Source organism: Mycolicibacterium gadium (genome assembly GCF_010728925.1).
Taxonomy (GTDB): Bacteria; Actinomycetota; Actinomycetes; order Mycobacteriales; family Mycobacteriaceae; genus Mycobacterium; species Mycobacterium gadium.
Genome location: NZ_AP022608.1, coordinates 3,319,269 through 3,342,900, shown reverse-complemented (window position 1 = coordinate 3,342,900; position 23,632 = coordinate 3,319,269). Strand labels below are relative to the sequence as shown.

General features: G+C 66.3%; 22 protein-coding genes and 1 pseudogene. 16 read left to right on the top strand and 7 right to left on the bottom strand.

Features of this window, described 5'->3' with window-relative positions; all coding sequences use genetic code 11:
* Window positions 1-13 precede the first annotated feature (13 nt).
* A complete protein-coding gene (locus G6N36_RS16410) occupies window positions 14-877 on the top strand; it encodes an Fpg/Nei family DNA glycosylase (RefSeq protein ID WP_163687596.1) in 864 nt (287 codons plus the stop codon).
* Here the strand turns inward: G6N36_RS16410 and G6N36_RS16405 are convergent.
* Window positions 870-1,457, bottom strand: a complete 588-nt coding sequence (locus G6N36_RS16405) for a chorismate mutase (protein WP_163687593.1) — start codon at window positions 1,455-1,457, stop codon at window positions 870-872. The genes G6N36_RS16410 and G6N36_RS16405 overlap by 8 nt on opposite strands.
* Window positions 1,458-1,468: 11 nt before the next feature.
* Here G6N36_RS16405 and G6N36_RS16400 point away from each other — a divergent pair, with 11 nt between their 5' ends.
* From G6N36_RS16400 to G6N36_RS16385, 4 genes are all read left to right on the top strand, one after another.
* Entirely contained in the window at window positions 1,469-2,218 is a 750-nt protein-coding gene (locus G6N36_RS16400; protein WP_163687590.1) for an SDR family oxidoreductase, read from the top strand.
* Window positions 2,219-2,265: 47 nt separating this feature from the next.
* Complete coding sequence (locus G6N36_RS16395; protein WP_163687587.1) at window positions 2,266-2,643, top strand: hypothetical protein; 378 nt, start codon at window positions 2,266-2,268, stop codon at window positions 2,641-2,643.
* A gap of 108 nt (window positions 2,644-2,751) precedes the next feature.
* Complete coding sequence (locus G6N36_RS16390; RefSeq protein WP_163687585.1) at window positions 2,752-3,060, top strand: helix-turn-helix transcriptional regulator; 309 nt, start codon at window positions 2,752-2,754, stop codon at window positions 3,058-3,060.
* Window positions 3,035-3,580: a hypothetical protein gene (locus G6N36_RS16385; protein WP_163687582.1), complete on the top strand. Its 546-nt coding sequence runs from the start codon at window positions 3,035-3,037 to the stop codon at window positions 3,578-3,580. The genes G6N36_RS16390 and G6N36_RS16385 overlap by 26 nt, the downstream gene beginning before the upstream one ends.
* Before the next feature lie 59 nt (window positions 3,581-3,639).
* On the opposite strand, the gene pgi is transcribed toward G6N36_RS16385, so the two are convergent.
* The gene (gene pgi / locus G6N36_RS16380; RefSeq protein WP_163687578.1) at window positions 3,640-5,307 is read right to left on the bottom strand and encodes a glucose-6-phosphate isomerase; all 1,668 of its coding nucleotides are present in this window, start codon (window positions 5,305-5,307) and stop codon (window positions 3,640-3,642) included.
* A gap of 48 nt (window positions 5,308-5,355) precedes the next feature.
* On the opposite strand from pgi, the gene G6N36_RS16375 reads away from it, so the two are divergent.
* Together G6N36_RS16375 and G6N36_RS16370 are read left to right on the top strand one after the other, a co-directional pair.
* Window positions 5,356-6,804: an NAD-dependent succinate-semialdehyde dehydrogenase gene (locus G6N36_RS16375; protein ID WP_163687575.1), complete on the top strand. Its 1,449-nt coding sequence runs from the start codon at window positions 5,356-5,358 to the stop codon at window positions 6,802-6,804.
* Between the two features lie 88 nt (window positions 6,805-6,892).
* The gene (locus tag G6N36_RS16370; RefSeq protein WP_163687572.1) at window positions 6,893-8,830 is read left to right on the top strand and encodes an SGNH/GDSL hydrolase family protein; all 1,938 of its coding nucleotides are present in this window, start codon (window positions 6,893-6,895) and stop codon (window positions 8,828-8,830) included.
* Between the two features lie 102 nt (window positions 8,831-8,932).
* Here the strand turns inward: G6N36_RS16370 and G6N36_RS16365 are convergent, their stop codons facing one another.
* The gene (locus G6N36_RS16365; RefSeq protein ID WP_264001313.1) at window positions 8,933-9,268 is read right to left on the bottom strand and encodes a chorismate mutase; all 336 of its coding nucleotides are present in this window, start codon (window positions 9,266-9,268) and stop codon (window positions 8,933-8,935) included.
* A 179-nt stretch (window positions 9,269-9,447) separates the two neighbouring features.
* On the opposite strand from G6N36_RS16365, the gene pcrA reads away from it, so the two are divergent.
* On the top strand, window positions 9,448-11,769 hold the full coding sequence (pcrA, locus tag G6N36_RS16360; RefSeq protein WP_163687568.1) for a DNA helicase PcrA: 2,322 nt from the start codon (window positions 9,448-9,450) through the stop codon (window positions 11,767-11,769).
* Here the strand turns inward: pcrA and G6N36_RS16355 are convergent.
* Together G6N36_RS16355 and G6N36_RS16350 are read right to left on the bottom strand one after the other, a co-directional pair.
* Complete coding sequence (locus G6N36_RS16355) at window positions 11,766-12,335, bottom strand: hypothetical protein (RefSeq protein ID WP_163687566.1); 570 nt, start codon at window positions 12,333-12,335, stop codon at window positions 11,766-11,768. The two genes, pcrA and G6N36_RS16355, sit on opposite strands and share 4 nt — an antisense overlap.
* Window positions 12,336-13,409: a M23 family metallopeptidase gene (locus tag G6N36_RS16350; RefSeq protein ID WP_163687563.1), complete on the bottom strand. Its 1,074-nt coding sequence runs from the start codon at window positions 13,407-13,409 to the stop codon at window positions 12,336-12,338.
* 260 nt (window positions 13,410-13,669) lie between these two features.
* Here G6N36_RS16350 and sucC point away from each other — a divergent pair, with 260 nt between their 5' ends.
* The 3 genes from sucC to G6N36_RS16335 all read left to right on the top strand — a co-directional run bounded on the left by sucC (window position 13,670) and on the right by G6N36_RS16335 (window position 17,366).
* Window positions 13,670-14,833, top strand: coding sequence for an ADP-forming succinate--CoA ligase subunit beta (gene sucC / locus G6N36_RS16345; protein WP_163687561.1), 1,164 nt, complete (start codon window positions 13,670-13,672; stop codon window positions 14,831-14,833).
* A gap of 12 nt (window positions 14,834-14,845) precedes the next feature.
* Entirely contained in the window at window positions 14,846-15,748 is a 903-nt protein-coding gene (gene sucD, locus G6N36_RS16340; RefSeq protein WP_163687558.1) for a succinate--CoA ligase subunit alpha, read from the top strand.
* Between the two features lie 85 nt (window positions 15,749-15,833).
* Window positions 15,834-17,366: an acetyl-CoA acetyltransferase gene (locus G6N36_RS16335; RefSeq protein ID WP_179964797.1), complete on the top strand. Its 1,533-nt coding sequence runs from the start codon at window positions 15,834-15,836 to the stop codon at window positions 17,364-17,366.
* Here G6N36_RS16335 and G6N36_RS16330 read toward each other — a convergent pair.
* The gene (locus G6N36_RS16330) at window positions 17,363-18,211 is read right to left on the bottom strand and encodes an LLM class F420-dependent oxidoreductase (RefSeq protein ID WP_163687555.1); all 849 of its coding nucleotides are present in this window, start codon (window positions 18,209-18,211) and stop codon (window positions 17,363-17,365) included. The two genes, G6N36_RS16335 and G6N36_RS16330, sit on opposite strands and share 4 nt — an antisense overlap.
* Before the next feature lie 58 nt (window positions 18,212-18,269).
* On the opposite strand from G6N36_RS16330, the pseudogene G6N36_RS29860 reads away from it, so the two are divergent.
* From G6N36_RS29860 to purH, 5 genes and pseudogenes are all read left to right on the top strand, one after another.
* A pseudogene (locus tag G6N36_RS29860) lies at window positions 18,270-18,612 on the top strand (dimethylsulfone monooxygenase SfnG); the annotation flags it as partial.
* Between the two features lie 34 nt (window positions 18,613-18,646).
* On the top strand, window positions 18,647-19,489 hold the full coding sequence (locus tag G6N36_RS16320) for a DUF5336 domain-containing protein (protein WP_163687553.1): 843 nt from the start codon (window positions 18,647-18,649) through the stop codon (window positions 19,487-19,489).
* A gap of 59 nt (window positions 19,490-19,548) precedes the next feature.
* On the top strand, window positions 19,549-21,054 hold the full coding sequence (locus G6N36_RS16315) for a cell division protein PerM (protein ID WP_163687550.1): 1,506 nt from the start codon (window positions 19,549-19,551) through the stop codon (window positions 21,052-21,054).
* Between the two features lie 10 nt (window positions 21,055-21,064).
* Window positions 21,065-21,694: a phosphoribosylglycinamide formyltransferase gene (purN, locus tag G6N36_RS16310; RefSeq protein WP_163687547.1), complete on the top strand. Its 630-nt coding sequence runs from the start codon at window positions 21,065-21,067 to the stop codon at window positions 21,692-21,694.
* Window positions 21,691-23,259, top strand: coding sequence for a bifunctional phosphoribosylaminoimidazolecarboxamide formyltransferase/IMP cyclohydrolase (purH, locus tag G6N36_RS16305; RefSeq protein ID WP_163687543.1), 1,569 nt, complete (start codon window positions 21,691-21,693; stop codon window positions 23,257-23,259). The genes purN and purH overlap by 4 nt, the downstream gene beginning before the upstream one ends.
* Window positions 23,260-23,327: 68 nt before the next feature.
* Here the strand turns inward: purH and G6N36_RS16300 are convergent, their stop codons facing one another.
* Complete coding sequence (locus G6N36_RS16300) at window positions 23,328-23,585, bottom strand: DUF7218 family protein (RefSeq protein ID WP_163687540.1); 258 nt, start codon at window positions 23,583-23,585, stop codon at window positions 23,328-23,330.
* Between the last annotated feature and the right edge of the window lie 47 nt (window positions 23,586-23,632).

The following is a 23,632-nucleotide window of genomic DNA, read 5'->3' as shown; positions in this document are numbered from 1 at the left end:
GGACACTGGAGACATGCCCGAACTGCCTGAGGTCGAAGCGCTCGCCGATCACTTGCGTCGCCATGCCGTCGGTCTGACCATCGGACGGATCGACGTGTCGGCGTTCTCGGTGCTCAAGACGTTCGACCCGGCGATCTCGGTGCTGCACGGCCAGACCGTCACCGGCGCCAATCGTTGGGGCAAGTACCTCGGCCTGCAGTCCGGCGACTTGCATCTGATCACGCACCTGTCGCGGGCCGGCTGGCTGCGGTGGTCAGACAAGCTCGCGGCGGCGCCGTTGAAGCCCGGTAAGGGACCGATCGCGCTGCGCGTGCACCTAGGCACACCGGGGGAGGCGGCGGGCTTCGACCTCACCGAGGCCGGGACGCAGAAGCGGCTGGCGGTGTGGCTGGTCGACGATCCGGCCAAGGTGCCGGGCATCGCCGCGCTCGGGCCCGATGCGCTGTCGCTTGGACCGGAGGACCTGGCCGCCGTTCTTGCCGGGAACAGCGGCCGAATCAAGACCGTGATCACCGACCAGAAGGTGATCGCCGGCATCGGCAACGCCTACAGCGATGAGATCCTGCACGTTGCGAAGATCTCGCCGTTCGCGACGGCGGGCAAGCTCACCGAAGCGCAGCTCTCCGCATTGCACGACGCGATGATCTCCGTCCTCACCGATGCCGTGAGCCGATCCGTGGGTCAGGGGGCCGCAACGCTGAAGGGGGAGAAGCGATCCGGGCTGCGCGTACACGCCCGTACCGGCCTGCCATGTCCGGTGTGCGGCGATACGGTGCGCGAGGTGTCCTTCGCCGACAAGTCGTTCCAATACTGCGCGACGTGTCAGACGGGCGGCAAGATTCTGGCGGACCGGCGAATGTCGCGTCTGCTCAAGTAGATCGGCAGTACGAGCGGGTGGCCGACGTCAACGCCTGCTGGTAGAGGCCGTCGAGTTTGCGTGCGGAGACTACCGCGGCCGTCGCATCCGCCAGGTCCCTGCCACAGCCCTGACTATGGAGCGAATTCCAGTGCAGCGCAATCTCGTCGACCAGGGTCTTGTTCAGACCGTTGATCTGGGTTCGTGATTCGGCGAGGTCCGGTGCGCTTGTCGGTGCGAGGCCCGGATCGAACTTCCACTGGCCGAAGCGGGTGTACTGGACTCCTTCGTTGGCGGCTATCTGATCGGTGAAGACGGTACGCACGTAGGCCGGGTCGATACCGTGGGCCGTCGCATCGGCTGCCACCGAGTCCAGTACCTGGTTCGCCCTCGCGGGGTCGGTGATGGGGCCGCCATTGATCCACTTGGTGGCCGCCACCGGATCGGCGGTCGCCAAGCGCTGGGCTGCCGCGTCGACCAGTTGATAAAAGGGGTGGACGGGCTGGGCCGCGGCGACCGGCGCCAGGACGACCTGGCCCGCCAGCAGGGCAGAGGCCACAAGAAGTGAACTTCGATTCGGGATCACCCCATCATCATGCATAAGCTGACCGCGTGACTCGGCAGAAAATCTTGATCACCGGCGCCAGCTCGGGGCTCGGAGAAGGCATGGCCAGGGCGTTCGCCGCCAAGGGGCGCGACCTCGCATTGTGCGCCCGCCGCGTCGAGCGGCTGGACGATCTGAAGGCAGAACTCCTGGAGCGCCATCCCGGCATCAAGGTGGCCGTCGCCGCGCTCGACGTCAACGACCACGATCAGGTGCCCAAGGTTTTCGCCGAGCTCTCCGACGAGTTGGGCGGTATCGACCGCGTCATCGTCAACGCGGGTATCGGTAAGGGCGCGCCGCTCGGGTCGGGCAAGCTGTGGGCGAACAAGGCCACGCTCGAGACGAATCTCATTGCCGCACTTGTCCAGATCGAGACTGCGCTCGAGATGTTCAAAGCCGCCGGCGGTGGACATCTGGTGCTGATCTCTTCGGTGCTGGGCAACAAGGGCGTCCCGGGGGTGAAGGCCGCGTATGCGGCGAGCAAGGCCGGTGTGACGTCGCTCGGAGAGTCGCTGCGCGCCGAATACCTAAGCGGGCCAATCAAGGTGACGACGCTCGAACCCGGCTACATCGAATCCGAGATGACGGCCAAGTCCGCGTCGACGTTGTTGATGGTGGACAACGAGACTGGGGTCAAGGCGATGGTCGACGCGATGGAGCGTGAGCCCGGCCGGTCAGCCGTTCCGTGGTGGCCGTGGGGACCGCTGGTGCAGGTGATGCGAATGCTGCCGCCACGACTTGCGAAACGTTTTGCTTAGAAAAGCTTCATGTTTAATCGCCGCGCAGCCGCGGGTAGCCCAATTTCATGAACGCGAAGATGATGAAGTTGACGCCTTTCCTATTCGCGGGTGCGGCGGCCGCCGCGATCGCCGCTGCGCCCATCTCCGTTGCTCAGCCGGCTCCGCCCCCGTGCGTGAATGCTGACGGCACGCCATGCGGGGCCATCGGCAACGTCACAGCCGGACCCGGTGGTGGAGCGGATGTCGCCATTCCCAATGGCCCGGTCGGTACCGCTGACGGCGGTGGCGCCTCCGGTGTGATCCCCAACGGTCCGGGCGGTTCCGCAGGCCCGGGCGGCGCCAGCGGCTCGCTGTCGCCCGTCGGACCCGGCGGTACGGCAGGCCCGGGTGGAGCCAGCGGATGTCTCCCGAACGTCGGGTGCATCAACATCCCCGCCGGATAAGCCGGCACAAGTCGACCTCAGCGCGGCGCACGCCCCTCCTGGGCGGGCGCCGCGCTGTCTTGCTGTAGCGACTTGACAAAGTGTTGGGTTTTCACAACAGTATGTTGCATGAGTCCGGTGAGGCGAGGTGACGCTCTCCCCATCCACAACCGCATCGGCGTCCTGCGCGCAGAGCGGCGGATGACTCGAGCGCAACTCGCGGAGTTGGTGGACGTCAACCCGCAGACCGTTGGCGCGCTGGAACGCGGCGATCACTATCCGAGCCTCGATTTGGCGTTCCGCATCTGCGACGTCTTCGGGCTGCCCGTTGAGGCGGTCTTCTCGCGTTCCCCGCTCACGCCCCTGTCCACCGAGCTCTACGCCAAGCCCACGCGAAGAGGAGGCGAAGCCAATGCCCAGCTCGACCACGCAAACTGAACCGACGCTGATCGATCGATATCAGAGCTTCCGCACCCGGCGATTCCTCAAATACGAACGCACGTATGCCCATTCACTGCCGCGCTGGCGCACACAGCGACGCCGCCGTGCCCTGGTGGTGGGGTTGGCGGTCACCTTCGGCCTGATGGCGGTGGTGAGCGTGATGTGTGCGTTCGGAATTCGGTGGGCGCCACTGCTCTGGCTGCCGGCGTGCTTGTTCTTCCTTCCGTTATGGGTCGTGCTGCAGATCGTGTCCGGTAGGCAGGGCGACGCACCCGACGCGGCACTCGACGAATACGAGGTGCAGCAGCGCAACACCGCACGTTCGATCGGCCTGACGGTCACGCAGAACCTGATGCTGCTGCCGATCTTCTACCTGATCTTCGGCTCGGTCATCACCGGCGGCACCGACGTCGACATGGCGTACGCCGGAGGCCTGATGGCGATGACGGTGTTGCTGATCGGCGGCTGCCTGCCGGCGATGATCCTGGGCTGGATCCGTCCCGACCCCGACGCCTAACTACCCGCGATTTCGGTGCGCGAATGTTCGCTCAGCGATCGTTGCCGCACCGAAATCACTCAGGCCGTTCTACCGCGCTCCGCGCGGTAGTGGCGTACCAGCGCGTCGGTTGAGGAGTCCGACTGTTCGGCGGGCGCGTCGTCGGCGGTGATCACCGGCAGCAGCGCCTTGGCCTGGGTCTTGCCCAACTCCACACCCCACTGGTCGAACGAGTCGATGCCCCAGACGACGCCCTCGGTGAACACCTGATGCTCGTAGAGGGCGATCAACTGGCCCAGCACCGAGGGCGTCAACTTGGTGGCCAGGATCGAGGTGCTGGGCCGATTGCCCGGCATCACCTTGTGCGGGACCACATCCTGGGGCGTGCCCTCAGCGGCGATCTCCTCGGCGGTCTTGCCGAACGCCAGCACCTGGGTCTGCGCGAAGAAGTTGCTCATCAACAGGTCGTGCATGCTGCCACTGCCGTCGGCGGTGGCCAGATCGTCAGTCGGCTGGGAGAACCCGAGGAAATCGGCGGGTACCAATCGGGTGCCCTGATGCAGCAATTGGTAGAAGGCGTGTTGGCCGTTGGTTCCCGGTTCGCCCCAGAAGATCTCGCCCGTACTCGTCGTCACCGGCGAGCCGTCGGCCCGTACCGACTTGCCGTTCGATTCCATGGTGAGCTGCTGCAGGTAGGCCGCGAACCGTGATAGATCATTCGAATACGGCAGCACCGCACGGGTTTCCGCGCCGAAGAACTCGTTGTACCAGAGCCCGATCAGGCCGAGCAGCACCGGCGCGTTGGCCTCCAGCGGCGCCGTGCGGAAGTGTTCGTCGACGATGTGGAAACCGGAAAGGAACTCCGCGAACCGCTCTCGCCCGATGACCGCCATCACCGACAACCCGATCGCCGAGTCCACCGAATACCGTCCGCCGACCCAATCCCAGAAGCCGAACATGTTGTCGGTGTTGATACCGAAGTCGTCGACGAGCTTCTTGTTCGTCGACACCGCCACGAAGTGCTTGGCCACGGCGGCGTCGCCGAGCGCATCGGTGAGCCAGCGACGCGCGGCAGTCGCATTGGTGAGCGTCTCCAGGGTCGAGAACGTCTTGGACGCGATAATGAAAAGCGTTGTGGCCGGGTCGAGTCCGTCGAGCTTGGCCACCAGGTCGGCGGGGTCGACGTTGGATACGAACCGGGCCGAGATGCCGGCGTCGGCGTAGTGGCGCAGGCCGAGGGTGACCATCGCGGGGCCGAGATCCGAACCGCCGATGCCGATGTTGACCACCGTCGTGATGCGCTCGCCCGTCGCGCCGGTCCATTCTCCGCTGCGCAGCCGGTCGGTGAACTCGCCCATCTTGTCGAGCACCTCATGGACGTCGGCGACGACGTTCTGACCGTCCACGGACAACTGGGCGCCACGCGGCAACCGCAGCGCGGTGTGCAGCACCGCACGATCCTCCGAAGTATTGATGTGCACGCCGGCGAACATCGCGTCGCGGCGCTGCTCCAGTCCCGCCGCGCGGGCCAGATCGACGAGCAGTTTGAGGGTCTCGCGGGTGACCCGGTGCTTGCTGTAGTCGATGTAGAGATCGCCGACCGTCAGCACCAGTTCGCTCCCGCGCGCCGGCTCGTCGTCGAAGAACGTGCGCAGGTGCTCCTTGCCGATCTCGTCGTGGTGCCGCTGCAGCGCCTGCCAGGCATCAGTCGTGGTGATGTCGGAAATCTGCTGAGTGTTGGCGGTCATGTAACCGACATTAATGCGGCCAAATGTCCAAAGGTGTAAGAGAGAGTTATGGATACCGCGAAGCTCCTGTCGTCTATGCCCACCGGCCTGTGGATCGGGGGCGAGGAACGCAAGGGTTCCTCGACGTTCGACGTGCTCGACCCGTCCGACGACAAGGTTCTGATCTCTGTTGCCAACGCGACGCCCGAGGACGCCGTCGCCGCCCTCGACGCCGCGTGCGCCGTACAGGCCGACTGGGCCGCCACCCCGCCCCGCGAGCGCGGTGAAATTCTGCGGTCGGTGTTCGAGAAGATCACCGAACGTGCCGAAGACCTGGCCACCTTGATGACGTTGGAGATGGGCAAGGTGCTGCCCGAGAGCATGGGCGAGGTCAAGTACGGCTCGGAGTTCTTCCGCTGGTTCGCCGAGGAGGCCGTGCGCATCGCGGGTCGCTTCACGCCGAGCCCGGCGGGCACTGGCCGCATCCTCGTCACCAAGCAGCCGGTCGGGCCCTGCTACGCCATCACGCCGTGGAACTTCCCGCTGGCCATGGGGACCCGCAAGATCGGCCCGGCGTTCGCGGCCGGCTGCACCATGATCGTCAAGCCCGCCCAGGAGACGCCGCTGACGATGCTGCTGCTGGCCAAGCTGATGGACGAGGCCGGCCTGCCGAAGGGCGTGCTGTCAGTGCTGCCGACGAGCAGCCCCGGGCCGGTCACCGAGGCTCTGATCAACGACGGCCGGCTTCGCAAGCTGACCTTCACCGGATCGACCGGCGTCGGGAAGGCGTTGGTGAAGCAGTCGGCCGACAAACTGCTGCGCACCTCGATGGAGCTCGGCGGCAACGCGCCGTTCATCGTGTTCGACGACGCCGATGTGGACGCCGCTGTCGACGGCGCGATCCTGGCCAAGATGCGCAACGGCGGTGAGGCGTGCACGGCGGCCAACCGCTTCCACGTCGCGAACTCGGTGCGGGAGGAGTTCACCGACAAGCTGGTCAAGCGGATGAGCGAGTTCACGCTCGGCAAGGGCACCGACGAGTCGTCGACGCTGGGCCCGCTGATCAACGCCAAGCAGGTCGCCACCGTCGAGGACCTGGTGTCCGACGCGGTGTCGCGCGGCGCGACGGTCGCGGTCGGCGGCGTCGCCCCCGGTGGTCCGGGCAACTTCTACCCGGCGACAGTGCTGGCCGATGTGCCCGCCGACGCGCGCATCCTCAAAGAGGAGGTGTTCGGACCCGTCGCGCCGATCACCGGCTTCGATACCGAGAAGGAGGGCATCGCCGCTGCCAACGACACGGAGTACGGGCTGGCCGCCTATGTCTACACGCAGTCACTGGACCGGGCGCTGCGCGTCGCCGAAGGCATCCAGGCCGGCATGGTGGGCATCAACCGCGGGGTGATCTCCGACCCAGCCGCACCGTTCGGCGGAGTGAAGGAATCCGGTTTCGGCCGTGAGGGCGGATCCGAGGGCATCGACGAATACCTCGACGTGAAGTACATCGCGCTGACGAAGTAACACCCCTTTCGGGGGACTGCGTAAAAGGTCCGTCCGGCACGGCGTGTCGGGCACTTTCGCGTCTGCTCGCGCGGGAAAGATTTCGGCAGTGCGCACCGCTGAGAGCCGTCGGGGAATTCCCGCGTTGGACGGCATCCGTGCGGTGGCGGTCGCGCTGGTCCTGGCCGATCACGGCGGTATCCCGGGCCTGTCGGGCGGCTTCCTCGGCGTCGACGTGTTCTTCGTGCTCAGCGGATTCCTGATCACGTCGCTGCTGCTCGACGAGCACCGGCGGACTGCGCAGATTCGGCTCGGCGACTTCTGGATTCGGCGCGCCCGCCGACTGCTGCCCGCGCTGCTGGCGATGGTGCTCGCCGTGGTGGCGGCCCGCGATCTGTTCTCGCCCGAATCCACGGCGTCGCTGCGCGAGGACGCCGTCGCCTCGTTCTTCTGGGTGTCCAATTGGGCCTTCGTCGCCCAGCGTGCTGACTACTTCTCACAAGGCGCGCCGCCGTCGCCGCTGCAGCACACGTGGTCGCTCGGGGTGGAGGAGCAGTACTACCTGCTGTGGCCGCTGCTGCTCATCGCCGTCGCGGCGCTGTTCTGGTCGCGGCTACGACTGGCCGTTTTCGTGCTGTCGACCGCCGGCGTCATCGCTTCGGCGACCGCGGCGATCGTGCTCACCACGGACTCGACGCTGAACCGCATCTACTTCGGCACTGACAGCCGCGCACAGGCGTTGTTGGTCGGTGCTGCCGCGGCCGCACTGCTGGTGCGGGACTGGTCGGTGCTCAACGACGGCGGAACGCTGATCCGGACGCGGTGGGGCCACATCGTCGCGCGCATCCTGCCGTTCATCGGCCTGGCTGTGCTCGGCGCGGCGGCACACTATGCGACCGGCAGCGTCAGCGACTTCCGCAGCGGCCTGCTGATCGTGGTGGCGATCGCGGCCGTCCTCGTCGTCGCACCGGTGGCACTGGAACAGGAGGGACCCGTTGCGCGCGCCCTGGCGTGGCGGCCCCTGGTGTGGCTCGGCGCGATCTCCTACGGCGTGTACCTGTGGCACTGGCCGATCTTTCTGGCGTTCAACGGTGAACGTACGGGGCTGTCTGGCTGGCCGCTGTTCGTCGTGCGCTGCGCGATCACGATGGGCCTGGCCGCCGCGTCGTGGTGGCTGCTGGAGCAGCCGATCCGTCGCTGGCGGCCTATACATGTGCCGCTGCTGCCGTTGGCGGGTGCGACGGCCGCGACTGCCGCTGTGGTCACGATGACGGTGCTACCCGTCGGCGTGGAAACCGAGCAGCCGCCGCTGGGTCCGGCGATCGACTCCGCCGCGCTGGCGCTCGTCGGGCCGGAAGTGCCCGTCGAGGTCCGCAAACCGACGGCGCACGATCCCGGCACCCGCACCGTGGCCGTGTTCGGCGACTCGATCGCGTGGACGATGATGCGGTATCTGCCGCCGACACCAGGGCTGGCGTTCACGAACTACACGACGATCGGGTGCGGTATCGCCCGCGGCGGCCCCTACCGGTACGTCGGGCAGACACTGAACCAGAAACCCGAATGCGACACCTGGCCCAGCCGGTGGTCGCAGCGCATCAACCATGACCGCCCGGACGTGGTGCTGCTGATGGTCGGCCGCTGGGAGGTGGTCGACCGGATGAACGAAGGCGTCTGGACCAACATCGGCGAGGACGGTTACGAGGACTATCTGCGTGGCGAACTCAACCGCGCGCTCGACATTCTCGGCTCGACCGGCGCGCAGATCGTGGTCACCACCGAGCCCTACAACCGGCGCGCCGAAAAGCCGGACGGCAGCTTGTATCCCGAAGACAAGCCCGATCGCGTCGACGACTGGAATGCATTGCTGCGCAGCGTCGTCAAGACACGCAAGAACGTCGAATTGCTCGATCTGAATGACAAGCTCGGGCCCAACGGCGTCTACACCAACTGGGTCAACGGCATCCGCGTGCGCAGCGACGGAGTGCACCCGACACCGGAAGCGGTGGAGTGGTTGACGCCCTGGCTGACCGACGCGCTGCGCTGAGTCCTAGTGCCCCAGGCGTCCGACCGATGACCCGCCAGTTGTGTGTCGTTTGTTGCCGCAAATGACGAGTCATTGCGGCAACAAACGCAACAGAAAAGTGGGCTAGTGACCGAGGCGGCCGCGGCCCAGCCGCAGCAGCAGCATCGCCAGGTCCTTGCCGTCGGGTCCGAGTTCGCTGTAGCGCTCGATGACCTTCATCTCACGGCTGTGCACCAGACGGGTGCCACCGGACGCCATCCGGGCCTGGCCGATGAGCTTGGACACCTCGGTGCGGCGTTTCACGGCTTCCAGGATCGTCGCGTCCAACTTGTCGATTTCCTGGCGCAGGTCGTCTATGTCTGGCAACTGTTCGGCTTCGATCGGCTGAATTGTCATGGGAGTGTTCTCCGCTCTCTCGTTGTGTGGGGACTGATCCGTCCGGTTTCGGGCCTCACACAAGAGACGAGCCCCGGATCCGGAAGCGGACCGCGGGGCTCTGGGAAGCAGCTAGACCACGGGCACCTCTGGGCGGTACCCGTAGAAAAATCGTCCTTGCTGCATGAGCACGTATGGAGTGTGCCATCTAGGGCCGCGCCGATGCAAAGATGTCGCTGGACAGCGGTAAGTTCGGGGGTGATATGCCTCCATCTTCTAGCCCAGCTGCTTCACCTTCCATAGCCACCGAGACCGACGAACTCCTCGACGGCCTCAACCCGCAGCAGCGCCAGGCCGTGTTGCACGAGGGCTCGCCACTGCTGATCGTCGCGGGAGCGGGTTCGGGTAAGACCGCTGTGCTGACTCGCCGGATCGCCTACCTGCTCGCCGCCCGAGAGGTCGGTGTCGGCCAGGTGCTGGCCATCACGTTCACCAACAAGGCAGCCGCCGAGATGCGTGAGCGGGTGGTCAACCTGATTGGACCGCGTGCTCGGTCGATGTGGGTCTCGACATTCCACTCGACGTGTGTGCGAATCCTGCGTAACCAGGCATCGCTGCTGCCCGGGCTCAACTCGAACTTCTCGATCTACGACGCCGACGACTCGCGCCGGTTGCTGATGATGATCGGCAAGGACATGGGGCTGGACACCAAACGGTACTCGCCCCGGCTGCTGGCCAACGGCATCTCCAACCACAAGAACGAGCTGATCGGCCCCGAGCAGGCGTCGGCTGAGGCGTCGGAGGCGGGCGAGGAGTTGCCGCGCATCATCGCCGAGGTCTACGGCGAGTACCAGCGGCGCCTACGGGCGGCCAACGCCCTGGACTTCGACGACCTCATCGGTGAGACAGTCGCTGTGCTGCAAGCCTTTCCGCAGATCGCGCAGTACTATCGGCGGCGATTCCGGCACATCCTGGTCGACGAGTACCAGGACACCAACCACGCGCAGTACGTCCTGGTGCGTGAGCTCGTGGGCCGCGAAACCGAAGACGGGGTGGCGCCGGCCGAACTGTGCGTCGTCGGCGACGCCGACCAGTCGATCTACGCCTTTCGCGGTGCGACCATCCGCAACATCGAGGACTTCGAACGCGACTTCCCCAACGCCACAACGATTCTGCTGGAACAGAATTACCGCTCGACGCAGAACATCCTGTCCGCGGCCAACTCCGTCATCTCACGCAACGCCGGCCGCCGCGAGAAGCGGCTGTGGACGGACTCCGGCGAGGGTGAGCTGATCGTCGGCTACGTCGCCGACAACGAGCACGACGAGGCGCGGTTCGTCGCAGGGGAGATCGACGCGCTGGCCGATCGCGGCGACATCTCCTACAACGACGTCGCGGTGTTCTACCGCACCAACAACTCCTCGCGTGCCCTGGAAGAGGTGTTCATCCGGGCCGGTATTCCGTACAAAGTCGTTGGTGGCGTTCGCTTTTACGAGCGCAGGGAGATCCGTGACATCGTCGCCTACCTGCGCGTGCTGGACAATCCCGGTGACTCGGTGAGCATGCGGCGCATCCTGAACACCCCGCGGCGCGGCATCGGCGATCGCGCCGAGGCGTGCGTGGCGGTGTACGCCGAGAACACCGGCAGCAGTTTCAACGACGCGCTGCAGGCCGCCGCCGAGGGCAGGGTGCCGATGTTGAACACCCGTTCGGAGAAGTGCATCGCCAGCTTCGTCGAGATGCTCGACGAGCTACGCGGGCGTCTGGACGGCGAACTGGGCGAACTCGTCGAGGCGGTGCTCGATCGCACCGGCTATCGCTCCGAGCTCGAGAATTCGAGCGACCCGCAGGACCTTGCGCGGCTCGACAACCTCAACGAATTGGTCAGCGTCGCACACGAATTCAGCACCGACCTGGCGAATGAGGAGGCCCTGGGCGAGCCCGAGGACGAAGACATCCCCGACACCGGGGTGCTCGCCATGTTCCTGGAACGGGTGTCGCTGGTCGCCGATGCCGATGAACTGCCCGAGCACGGCGCGGGTGTGGTGACGATGATGACGTTGCACACCGCGAAGGGGCTCGAATTTCCGGTCGTGTTCGTGACGGGCTGGGAGGACGGCATGTTCCCGCACATGCGGGCTCTCGGCGATCCGACGGAGCTGTCCGAGGAGCGACGCCTGGCCTACGTCGGCATCACCCGTGCCCGACAGCGGCTCTACGTCAGCCGCGCCAAGATCCGCTCGTCGTGGGGCCAGCCGATGCTCAATCCGGAATCGCGCTTCCTCAAAGAGATCCCGCAGCATCTGATCGACTGGCGGCGTACCGACCCCGGCCCGTCAACGCCCGCGCCGGTGAGTGGGGCGGGTAGGTTCGGGACACCTCGCCCTTCGCCGACACGTTCCGGCGCAGGCAAGCGGCCCCTGCTCGTGCTCGAGCCCGGCGATCGGGTCAACCACGACAAGTACGGCCTGGGTCGCGTGGAGGAAGTATCCGGCGTCGGCGAATCGGCGATGTCGCTTATCGACTTCGGCAGCTCGGGTCGGGTCAAGCTGATGCACAACCACGCCCCGGTATCGAAGCTTTAACCGCCGCTGCGGCCCCACCGCGCCGTTGCGGGCAGCAGCGCGAACGCGATCGTGGCCAGCGGAAGCACCGGGATCGCGTAGACGATCGTCGGCAGTCTGGCGCCGGCGACGAACAGGCTGGAGAAGATCAGCAGCGCGACGACGGCGCCGACGACGATCAGCAGGCGGCTCACCCGACGGCGCAGCAGTAAGCCGATCAGCCCGGCGATGAGCGCCGCCGCGGAGATGGCCGTCAAAAACGCGACGGCCACGCAGAACAGCAGGTCGGTTTCCCACCAACCGGTGATCAGGTCGGTGGCGATGACCGCCGTCGCCCAGCCGCTCAGAATGCTGAGGATGGCCGTCGCGATCGCCGACCGCGGATCGGGCCATGGATTCTTGGGCGTCACCGGGGTCGGCCTGGCACGCGGGATGTACGAGGTCTGCGGATCTGCCGCGGCGGGAAACTCGCCGGTGGGGTGGCGGCGAATGATCGACGTCTGCGGATCCGCTCCGACGGGGATTTCGCCCGTGGGGTGTCGGCGGATTATGCGGGTGGAGCTGGGTTCGTCGTCGTCACTGGCCACTCAGCCAGAGTAATTGGACAACGCGAGACCCCGTTTGGAGAGCCAGCCGACGGGGTCGACGCGGTCGGTGCCGTTGAGCAGCACCTCGAAGTGCAGATGCGGGCCCGTCGAGTTGCCGGTGTTGCCCATCTTGGCGATCTGGTCGCCAGCCCACACGCGCTGCCCGATATCGACGTTCCAGGCGCTGAGATGTCCATAGAGCGTGACGGTGCCGTCGGCGTGCCGCAGCTTGACCCAGTTGCCGTAACCGCCCTGCGGTCCGGCGTCGATGACGATGCCGTCCGAAGCCGCAAGGATCGGTGTGCCGATCGCGTTGGCGATGTCGATGCCGCCGTGCAGTACGCCCCAGCGGTAGCCGAAGCCAGACGTCCACGCGCCCTTGGTGGGCATCACGAACATCGGGCGCTGCAGGCGGGCCTCGCGTTCTGCGCGCTCATTCGCGAATGCGGCGGCCTTGGTGACCTCCTCGGCGTGCACAGCTGCATCGAACGTCGAGGAGACGGTCACCACCTGCATGCCGTCGGTCGAACCGGTGATCGCGCCGCCGGAGAGGACGTCCTGGTCTGCTGCCAGTACCGTCGCGGGGCCCTCCTTGGACGCGCTGGCCATCGTGTACGCGCCGGCAGCGGTGGCGCCGACCGCCATCGCGGCGACCATCAACCGGCCCTTGACGGGCACTTCCTGCTTACGGTGCACGCCGCCGCGGGTGATCGCGAAGATGTCGGTCGCGGCCGCGCCATCGCTGACGTCGGTGTGGCTGTCTCGGTACGCGCGAGATGAACGCCGTTCGTCGCGCGGATCGCGGCGGAATTCGGACGGCACAGCCAGTCGCTGCGGTAGCTGATCGTCGGTGTCGTGCAGGTCGTCGAGCTCGGGAGCGTGGATGACGCGAGCTTCGCGATCGAAGGCACCGTTCTGATTGAAGTCCAGCTCAGCCCCGAGATCAGGGAGGTCGCCGAACTCGTTGAACGGAATGATGTCGGTGATTTCCGCGGGTTGTTCAGCGGGGCGACGGATGGTTAGCCGAGTGGTCGACACTCCAGACGGAGATCGTGACGCACGGTGTTGAGCCAACCGAAAGTCCCTTTGCTCGTGATCTATTCGTTACCAACGCGGACCAAAGGCACGTTAACCAAATCCCAATGTTGGTGGCAACCTGAGGGAGTATTCCGCCCGTGATTGTGACGTGTATCACTAACACCCGGCGGTGAGATCCACCACATGACAGGTAGGCGGTTCTGAGGTCTCAACCTCGTGTGGATAAAGTTCCCCCGAGCCTGTGAGGCCCAAACCTTCGACTTCAACGCTCGACAGACAGGGATGTTTCAGAGCCCATGGACCTTTTCGAATACCAAGCCAAAGAGCTGTTCGCGAAACACCACGTGCCGACCACACCTGGCCGCGTCACCGAATCCGCCGAAGACGCCAAGGCGATCGCCGAGGAGATCGGCAAGCCGGTCATGGTCAAGGCCCAGGTGAAGGTCGGCGGACGCGGTAAGGCCGGCGGCGTGAAGTACGCCGCGACTCCCGACGACGCGTTCACACACGCGCAGAACATCCTCGGTCTCGACATCAAGGGTCACGTCGTCAAGAAGCTGCTGGTCGCCGAGGCCAGCGATATCGCCGAGGAGTACTACATCTCCTTCCTGCTCGATCGTGCCAACCGCACCTATCTCGCGATGTGCTCGGTCGAGGGCGGCATGGAGATCGAAGAGGTCGCGGCGACCAAGCCCGAGCGGCTCGCCAAGGTGCCTGTCAATGCCGTCAAGGGTGTCGACCTGGCCACCGCTCGTTCGATCGCCGAGCAGGGCCACCTGCCTGCCGAGGTGCTCGACGCGGCCGCGGTGACCATCCAGAAGCTGTGGGAGGTGTTCGTCGCCGAGGACGCCACGCTGGTCGAGGTCAACCCGCTGGTGCGCACTCCCGACGATCAGATCCTCGCCCTCGACGGCAAGGTCACGCTCGACGCGAACGCCGACTTCCGCCAGCCCGGTCATGCGGAGTTCGAGGACAAGGACGCGACCGACCCGCTGGAGCTCAAGGCCAAGGAGCACGACCTCAACTACGTCAAGCTCGACGGTTCGGTCGGCATCATCGGTAACGGCGCCGGGCTCGTCATGTCGACGCTGGACGTCACCGCCTACGCGGGGGAGAAGCACGGCGGAGTGAAGCCGGCCAACTTCCTCGACATCGGTGGCGGCGCGTCGGCCGAGGTCATGGCCGCGGGCCTGGACGTCATCCTCAACGACGCTCAGGTCAAGAGCGTCTTCGTGAACGTGTTCGGCGGCATCACCTCCTGCGACGCGGTGGCGACCGGCATCGTCAACGCGCTGAAGATTCTCGGTGACGAGGCCAACAAGCCGCTGGTCGTCCGCCTCGATGGGAACAACGTCGAAGAGGGCCGCCGGATCCTGGCCGAGGCCAATCACCCGCTGGTCATCCAGGCCGACACCATGGACGCCGGTGCCGACAAAGCCGCCGAGCTGGCGAACAAGTAAGGGAGTCAGGATATGTCGATTTTTTTGAACAAGGACTCCAAGGTCATCGTCCAGGGCATCACCGGCGGTGAGGGCACCAAGCACACCGCGCTCATGCTCAAGGCCGGCACGCAGCTCGTCGGTGGTGTGAATGCCCGCAAGGCGGGAACCACGGTGTCTCACAAGGACAAAGACGGCAACGACGTCGAACTACCGGTGTTCGGCTCGGTCTCCGAGGCGATGAAGGAGACGGGCGCCGACGTGTCCGTCGTCTTCGTACCGCCGAAGTTCGCCAAGGACGCGATCATCGAGGCCATCGACGCCGAGATCCCGCTGCTGGTCGTCATCACCGAGGGAATCCCGGTGCAGGACAGCGCTTATGCGTGGGCGTACAACGTTGACAAGGGGCAGAAGACCCGCATCATCGGCCCCAACTGCCCGGGCATCATCACGCCGGGTGAGGCGTTGGCGGGCATCACGCCTGCCAACATCACCGGCTCGGGCCCGGTCGGTCTGGTGTCGAAGTCGGGCACGCTGACCTACCAGATGATGTTCGAGCTGCGTGACTTCGGCTTCTCGACCGCCATCGGCATCGGTGGTGACCCCGTCATCGGCACCACCCACATCGACGCCATCGAGGCGTTCGAAAAGGATCCGGCGACCAAGGTCATCGTGATGATCGGCGAGATCGGTGGCGACGCCGAGGAGCGGGCTGCCGACTACATCAAGGCCAACGTCAGCAAGCCGGTCGTCGGCTACGTCGCGGGCTTCACCGCACCCGAAGGCAAGACCATGGGCCACGCCGGCGCCATCGTGTCGGGCTCGTCGGGCACGGCACAAGCCAAGAAGGAAGCCCTCGAGGCCGCCGGTGTGAAGGTGGGCAAGACCCCGTCGGAGACGGCGCGTCTGGCGCGGGAGATCCTGCAGAGCCTCTGACTTGGCGTGAGATGCGCCGCAGAATTAGGAACACGTTCTAGTTATCGATTAGCCTGACGAATTAACACGCGTCAGGAGGTCTGTAATGGTGGTCGACCCGCGCACGCCGGTGTTGGTCGGTGTCGGCCAATTCACCGAGCGCATCGACGATCCCTCCTATCGGGGCATGTCATCGGTGGAGCTGGCGACGGCTGCGGTACAGGCAGCCCTGGCTGACACCGGTGTCGACGTCGGCACCGTGGCGAAGGCCATCGAGGTGTTCGTCGGACTGCGGCAGTTCGAGATTTGCACGCCGTTCGAGAAGCCGCCGCTGGGTTGCTCGGACAACTACCTGCGATCGGTGGCCAGGCGCGTCGGCGCGGATCCGGCCCGCGCGGTGCTGGAGCCCATCGGCGGCAACGGACCGCAGAAGCTTGTGACGGAGTTCGCCGGAGCGATAGCGGCAGGCGATATCGAGGTCGCGCTGATCCTGGGCTCCGAGAACGGCTCCACGTTGCGGACTTTCGCGCGCCGCGACGACAAGCCAGATCACAGTGAGAACGTCGGCGGCCAGCTCGAGGACCGGGGTTACGGCTTCGAGCAGTACATGAGCGAGTACACCGCGACGCACGGGCTGACCGGTGCGCCGGTGCAGTACGGTCTGCTGGACAACGCGCGCCGCGGCCGACTGGGTTTCAGTGTCGCCGACTACCGCGTGCAGATGGCCGAACTGTTCGCGCCCTTCTCCAAAGTGGCTGCCAAGAACCCGTTTTCGTCATCGCCGGTCGAACGTTCGGTGGATGAGCTGATCACGGTCACCGACGACAACCGGATGATCTGCGATCCGTATCCGCGTTTGATGGTGGCCCGCGATCAGGTGAACCAAGGTGCGGCCGCACTGCTGATGTCGGTTGCCGCCGCGCAACGGCTCGGCGTGTCCGAGGACAACTGGGTGTACCTGCGTGGTCATGCCGACCAGACCGAACAGGATCTGCTGGACCGCGTCGATGTCAGCATCAGCGCATCGGCCAGACAATCTGTCGCAGAAGCACTTCGGGTCGCTGGAATCGGCATTGACGACGTGGCGACGTTCGACCTCTACAGCTGCTTCCCGTTCCCGGTCTTCACCGTGTGCGACGAGTTCGGGCTGACGGCCGACGATCCGCGGGGCCTCACGCTCACCGGCGGTCTGCCGTACTTCGGCGGCCCGGGTAACAGCTACTCACTGCACGGCATCGCCGAGACGGTGAGCCAAATGCGAGACCATCCAGGCACGTTCGGTCTCGTCGGCGCGAACGGCGGCGTCATGAGCAAGTACTCGGTGGGCGTCTACTCGACGGAGCCCGCCGACTGGGTGGCCGACCGCAGCAAGGCGCTGCAGGCGGATATCGCCGCGCTGCCCAAGGTCGCGGTCACCCGTAACGCCGAGGGTCGGGGCAGGATCGAGACCTATTCGGTGCGCTACGACTGGCCCGTCACCACGGGTGTCATCATCGGCCGACTCGACGCCGACGACAGCCGGTTCATGGCGCTCACCGAGGACGAAGACCTCGTGAAGCTGATGACCACGGGTGACCCGCTGGGCGCGGCGATCTCGGTGACCTCGGACGGCAAGAAGAACACCGCCACGTTGGCCTAGACGAGCGCGGCGAGCTTGCCGGCCAGCCGTTCGACATAGGCCGCGACCTCGGCCTCGGACTTGTCGGGCAGTCCGAACAGGACCTCGGTGACCCCGAGGTCGGCCCACTTCGCGAGCTTGTCGGGGTCGGGCTTGAAGTCCAGGGCGACGATCTGCGGCGCTCCGTTGCGACCGGCCGCGGCCCAGGTGTCCTGCAGCAGCTTGACCGGTGCGTCGATGTCGAAGTCACGCGGCGTCGTGATCCAGCCGTCGGCCGAACGCGCGATCCACTTGAAGTTCTTCTCGGTGCCCGCCGCGCCGACCAGCACGGGGATGTGCGCCTGAACCGGCTTGGGCCAGGCCCAGCTGGGGCCGAAGTTGACGAACTCGCCCTGATAGGACGCTTCCTCCTCGGTCCACAGCGCGCGCATGGCCTCCAGGTACTCGCGCAACATCGTGCGCCGCCGGCCCGGAGGCACGTTGTGGTCGGCCAATTCGTCTGTGTTCCAGCCGAATCCGACACCGAGGGAGACGCGTCCGCCGGAGAGGTGGTCCAGGGTTGCAATCGACTTCGCCAGCGTGATCGGGTCGTGTTCGACCGGCAGCGCCACGGCCGTGGACAGCCGCACCCGCGAGGTCACCGCGCAGGCGGCGCCGAGCGAAACCCAGGGGTCGAGGGTGCGCATGTAGCGGTCGTCGGGCAGTGACTCGTCGCCGGTGGTGGGGTGGGCAGCCTCGCGCTTGATGGGGATGTGCGTGTGTTCGGGCACGTAGAACGTGGTGAAGCCGTGTTCGTCGGCGAGTTTGGCGGCCGATGCGGGGTCGATGCCCCGGTCACTGGTGAAAAGTACGAGCCCGTAGTCCATATCAGGATTAGAACGTGTTCTAGTCCGAAGGGCAACGTCGGGGCCCCGAAACGCCGCCGCGAGGGACACCGAATGGGAAGCCAAGAAGTCCTGCGAGAGATCATCGCGAAGACGAATCAGCCCGCCGTGGTACGCGGGCGGACTCGACGTTCGAGGACCCGGTTCAGTACAACGACGGCTTACGCACGCAGTCGATCGGCACGCGCGAACAGATCGCGAAACGCATTGCGGCATACCGTAAAGGCGGCGTCGATCTGATTCTCGGCGGCTTGTTGCACTTCCAGCAGGAGATCGAATACTTCGGTTCGCGCGTGCTGCCGCTGGTTCGCGAAATCGAGGGATCCGAGCAACGTTCAGCAGTGGAACCCTTGCTGGCGTCGCGGTTACCGGGAGTGCGCTAGCGTGGGTTCGAACCCGTCCAGCACAGGAGAGGTCATGTCGTACCCCCAAGGTCCGCCCGGCAATCCCGGATACCCGCCCGCCCAGCAGCCCACCACGCAGTTCGCGGCCCCGACGCAACAGTTCGGTAGGGCGCCCGAGCCCGGGCCAGCCGCGGGTCCGAGCCAACTGCCGAAGTACCTGACCATCGCAGTCGTGGTCCTGGGCCTGGGCGTGTATCTGTCCAGCTTCGGGCCGCTGTTCACCGCAGGCGCGGACTACTTCACCCCGACGCTGCTGGATCTCGGCGTCGTCGCGGCCCTCGCCGCCGCGCTGATCGCCGGCGTATCGCTGCTGCCAAAGCAGAAGCTCCTGCCTGCGGTTGTCGCGGTGCTGTCGGTGCTGGCGTTCCTCCTGGTGATCGCCATCGTGCTAACGGCGCCGGAAGGGGTGTCCATCGACTGGGGCCTCTACCTGATCATCGCGTTCACCATGTTCCAGGCGATCGTCGCCGTGGCGGTGCTGCTGTTCGATGCGGGCGTCATCACCCCGCCCGCGCCGCAGCAGCCCCGGTACGACCAGCATTACGGCCAGTACGGCGGGCCGAGCGCGCCGTACTACGGTCAGCAGTCTCAGCACGGCGGCCCGCCGCAGCATCAGCAAGGGCTGTCGCAACGTCCCGGTTATCAGTCGCAGTACGGCGGTTACCAGGGTGGCGGCCCGTCGACCGCCGGATATTCCGGCGGCCAACCCAGCGGTCAGCAGAGCGGGCCCCCGACCCCTCCGACCGGTTTCCCGACCTTCGGACAGCCGCCGTCGAGCTCCACGCCGACGGCCCAGGCGCAGATGCCGTCGCAATCGGGAGCGTCTTCCACCCAGTCGGGCCCCCCACCGTCGTAGTCTGAGCCGCGCGTGCGTCAACTTCGCGCGCGTGTGAGCCTGCGCGAGGAGCGGCCTTAGTGGAAAACCGGCCAGTCGGCACACGCCAGGCGCGTGAGCTGCTTCGGGTCGCGTTCGGGCCGTCCATCGTGGCGCTGGGCGTCATCGCAGCCGTGGTGTTGCTGCAGCTGCTGATCGCCAACAGCGACATGACCGGCGCGCTCGGCGCGATCACCAGCATGTGGCTCGGCGTACACATGGTGCCGATCTCGATCGGCGGTAGCGAGCTGGGCGTGATGCCGTTGCTACCGATGCTCGCGATGGTGTGGGGAACCGCACGCGCGACCGCCGGTGCGACATCACCGCAGGGCTCCTGGTTCGTGACGCGGTGGGTCGTCGCATCGGCCGTCGGCGGCCCACTGCTGATCGCGGCGATCTCCCTGGCGATCGTCCACGACGCGGCGTCGGTGTTCACCCAGCTGCAGACGCCGGACGCGCTGCGCGCATTCGGCAGCGTCCTGGCGGTGCACGTGGCCGGCGCGGTGATCGGGGTCGGGTCGCGCATCGGACGGCGCGTCCTGTCGGAATCGCCGCTTCCCGAGTGGCTGCCCGACGCGATTCGGGCTGCCAATGCGGGCGTCCTGGCGCTGCTGGGACTGTCCGGCGTCGTGATGACCGGTTCGATGATCGTGCACTGGGCGACGATGCATGATCTCTACGGGATCACCGACTCGGCGTTCGGGCAGTTCAGCCTGACGCTGTTGTCGATTCTGTACATCCCCAACGTGCTCGTCGGAACCGCTGCGGTCGCCGTCGGGTCCAGTGCACACATCGGGTTGGCGACGTTCAGCTCGTTCACGGTCTTCGGTGGTGACATCCCCGCGCTGCCGGTGCTGGCCGCCGTGCCGACTCCACCGCTCGGCCCGGTCTGGGTGGCGCTGTTGATCGTCGGCGCGGCATCGGGTGTCGCGTTGGGCCAGCAGGCGGCGCGACGACCACTGCCCCTGCTGCCCGCGATCGGCAAGCTCGTCGTCGCGGCCGCGCTCGCGGCGCTGATCATGGCCGTACTCGGCTACGCCGGCGGCGGGCGGCTGGGCAATTTCGGCGATGTCGGCGTCGACCAGGCCACGTTCGGACCCGCCCTGTTCCTGTGGTTCGCCGGCATCGGGGCGCTGACCGTGGCCATGACGGGTGGTATCGCGCGGCGGGTCAGGGTGCCCAAGCCCGAAACCGAACCCGAGCCCGAATCCGAGCTCGAATCCGAGACCGGGATGGCGGCCGACGCTGAGCTCGAAGCCGAAGCCGAACTCGAGGCCGAGTCGGACTTCGAGCCTGCGTTCGATGACGAGTCTGAGGCCGACTTCGAGCCCGCGTTCGAGCCCGAGCCGGAAACCGCCATCGACGACCTCGAAGCGCAGGCCGTCGACGAACCTTTCGACGAGCCCCAGCCCGCCGCTGGGCGGCCTCGCAGCGAACACCGAGACGCCTTCGGAGATCCCGAGGACCACTTCGTCGTAGACGACGTCCCCGACGATCAACCCACGCCGGGCGCGACCACGGACCGGGCGCCCGATCGCGACGATTAGGCTGCCAGGCGTGCAGCAACCGCTTCGAGTGCCCCCGAAGGTGCCCGCACGTGTTGTGGTGCTCGCATCGGGTACCGGTTCGCTGCTGCGATCCCTCCTCGACGCCACCGGCGGCGACTACCCAGCCGACATCATCGCCGTCGGCGTGGATCGCGACTGCCCGGCCGTCGACATCGCCGCGTCGGCATCGGTACCCAGCTATACGGTGCGGCTGCGCGATCACCCTGACCGCGAGGCCTGGGATGCTGCGATCACCAACGCGACCGCAGCGCAGGAACCAGATTTGATAGTGGCGGCCGGGTTCATGAAAATCCTTGGGCCCCATTTTCTTTCCCGCTTCATGGGCCGGATCATCAACACCCACCCGGCGCTGCTGCCTTCGTTTCCCGGGGCGCACGCGGTACCCGACGCGCTGGAATACGGAGTCAAGGTGACGGGGTGCAGTGTGCACCTCGTCGATGCCGGCACCGACACCGGCCCGTTGCTTGCCCAAGAAGCCGTACCGGTGCTCGACGACGATGACGAGGCTTCCCTGCACGAGCGGATCAAAGTCGTCGAACGGCGGCTGCTGGTGGACGTGCTGGCCGCGGTGGCTACCCGCGGCGTGACCTGGACCGGACGAAAGGCGACATTGGGATGACTGACCGCAGGGCTATCCGGCGCGCGTTGATAAGCGTGTACGACAAGACCGGTCTCACCGACCTCGCGCGTGGTCTGCACGAGGCGGGTGTCGAACTCGTGTCAACCGGGTCGACCGCGAAAACCATTGCTGACGCCGGTATTCCGGTCACTTCCGTCGAGCAGGTCACGGGGTTCCCCGAGGTGCTCGACGGCAGGGTCAAAACCCTGCACCCGCATGTGCACGCAGGACTGCTCGCCGATCAGCGCAAGCCCGAACATGTTTCGGCACTCGCCGAACTCGGCGTCGCGCCCTTCGAGCTGGTGGTCGTCAACCTCTACCCGTTCACCCAGACCGTCGACTCCGGCGCGGGCGAAGACGAATGCGTCGAGCAGATCGACATTGGTGGCCCGTCGATGGTGCGCGCCGCCGCCAAGAACCATCCGAGCGTCGCGGTGGTGGTCGATCCGCTGGGCTATGACGGTGTGCTCGCGGCGGTACACTCCGGTGGCTTCACGCTGGAGGAGCGAAAGAAGCTGGCCTCCTTGGCATTCCGGCACACCGCCGAATACGACGTCGCAGTTGCGGCGTGGATGTCGTCGGTGCTCGCGTCCGAAGGCGATGCGGCGCCGCCGTCGCTGCCGCTGTGGACGGGCGCGACGTGGCGACGCGAGGCGGTGTTGCGCTACGGCGAGAACCCGCACCAGCAGGCCGCGCTGTATCGCTATGACTCGGGATGGCCGGGCCTGGCGCAGGCGCAACAGTTGCATGGCAAAGAGATGTCATACAACAACTACACCGACGCCGATGCCGCCTGGCGCGCGGCGTTCGACCACGAAGAGATCTGCGTGGCGATCATCAAGCACGCCAACCCCTGCGGGATCGCGATCTCGTCGGTGTCGGTGGCCGATGCGCATCGCAAGGCCCACGAATGCGATCCGCTGTCGGCGTTCGGTGGGGTGATCGCGGCCAACACCGAAGTGACGGTCGAGATGGCGGAGACGGTCGCCGACATCTTCACCGAGGTGATCATCGCGCCCGCCTACGAGTCGGGTGCCGTGGACGTGCTTGCGCGCAAGAAGAACATCCGTGTGCTGCTGGCGTCCGAACCGCAGCAGGGCGGGACTGAGTTCCGTCAGATCAGCGGCGGCCTGCTGATCCAGCAGCGCGACGAGTTCACCGCCCCCGGCGACGATTCCGCCAACTGGGAACTGGCCACCGGCTCACCCGCCGACCCGGCGACGCTGGCCGATCTGAAGTTCGCGTGGTTGGCCTGCCGCGCGGTGAAGTCGAACGCGATCGTGGTCGCCGCCGACGGGGCCACCGTCGGGGTCGGCATGGGTCAGGTCAATCGGGTCGACGCGGCCAAGCTGGCCGTGCAGCGGGCGGGCGATCGAGTGCAGGGTGCCGTCGCGGCCTCCGACGCGTTCTTCCCGTTCCCCGACGGGCTCGAGGTGCTCACCGAGGCCGGCGTGAAGGCGATCGTGCACCCGGGTGGTTCCGTGCGCGACGAGGAGGTCACTGCGGCGGCCGCGCAGGCGGGCATCACGCTGTACCTCACCGGGGCGCGCCACTTCGCGCACTGAGGGCCCGCCGAACGTGGGTCACCCGCACGCTCTCGGTCCGGATAGCGTGCGGGTAACCCACGTTCGCGCTAGGAGTTGCGGATCTTGTCGATCAGCTTCGACTTGGTCAGCGATGAGTAGCCGGAGATACCGATCTCCTTGGCGCGCTTCTTCAGGTCCGCGACCGTCCAGTCGTCGTATGACCCGGATTTCCCACCCTTGCGCCCGACGGCCGACTTGCCGCGCGCCGCGGCTGCGTTGGCGATCCTGGCGGACTTCTGCTTCGAGTTGCCCTGTTCGCGCAGGTCTTCGTACAGCTTCTCGTTCTTGATGGACGGGTTCGGCATGATGGACGCTCCTTGATCGACTACTCCCCGAAGGATGCCCGCCGGCG

Bases quoted from the DNA above. Each gene is read 5' to 3' on its own strand.
- G6N36_RS16410 (WP_163687596.1), top strand. From the start codon at position 14: ATGCCCGAACTGCCTGAGGTCGAAGCGCTCGCCGATCACTTGCGTCGC.
- G6N36_RS16405 (WP_163687593.1), bottom strand. From the start codon at position 1,457: ATGCATGATGATGGGGTGATCCCGAATCGAAGTTCACTTCTTGTGGCC.
- G6N36_RS16395 (WP_163687587.1), top strand. From the start codon at position 2,266: ATGAACGCGAAGATGATGAAGTTGACGCCTTTCCTATTCGCGGGTGCG.
- G6N36_RS16390 (WP_163687585.1), top strand. From the start codon at position 2,752: ATGAGTCCGGTGAGGCGAGGTGACGCTCTCCCCATCCACAACCGCATC.
- G6N36_RS16385 (WP_163687582.1), top strand. From the start codon at position 3,035: ATGCCCAGCTCGACCACGCAAACTGAACCGACGCTGATCGATCGATAT.
- pgi (WP_163687578.1), bottom strand. From the start codon at position 5,307: ATGACCGCCAACACTCAGCAGATTTCCGACATCACCACGACTGATGCC.
- G6N36_RS16375 (WP_163687575.1), top strand. From the start codon at position 5,356: ATGGATACCGCGAAGCTCCTGTCGTCTATGCCCACCGGCCTGTGGATC.
- pcrA (WP_163687568.1), top strand. From the start codon at position 9,448: ATGCCTCCATCTTCTAGCCCAGCTGCTTCACCTTCCATAGCCACCGAG.
- sucC (WP_163687561.1), top strand. From the start codon at position 13,670: ATGGACCTTTTCGAATACCAAGCCAAAGAGCTGTTCGCGAAACACCAC.
- sucD (WP_163687558.1), top strand. From the start codon at position 14,846: ATGTCGATTTTTTTGAACAAGGACTCCAAGGTCATCGTCCAGGGCATC.
- G6N36_RS16335 (WP_179964797.1), top strand. From the start codon at position 15,834: ATGGTGGTCGACCCGCGCACGCCGGTGTTGGTCGGTGTCGGCCAATTC.
- G6N36_RS16330 (WP_163687555.1), bottom strand. From the start codon at position 18,211: ATGGACTACGGGCTCGTACTTTTCACCAGTGACCGGGGCATCGACCCC.
- G6N36_RS16320 (WP_163687553.1), top strand. From the start codon at position 18,647: ATGTCGTACCCCCAAGGTCCGCCCGGCAATCCCGGATACCCGCCCGCC.
- purH (WP_163687543.1), top strand. From the start codon at position 21,691: ATGACTGACCGCAGGGCTATCCGGCGCGCGTTGATAAGCGTGTACGAC.
- G6N36_RS16300 (WP_163687540.1), bottom strand. From the start codon at position 23,585: ATGCCGAACCCGTCCATCAAGAACGAGAAGCTGTACGAAGACCTGCGC.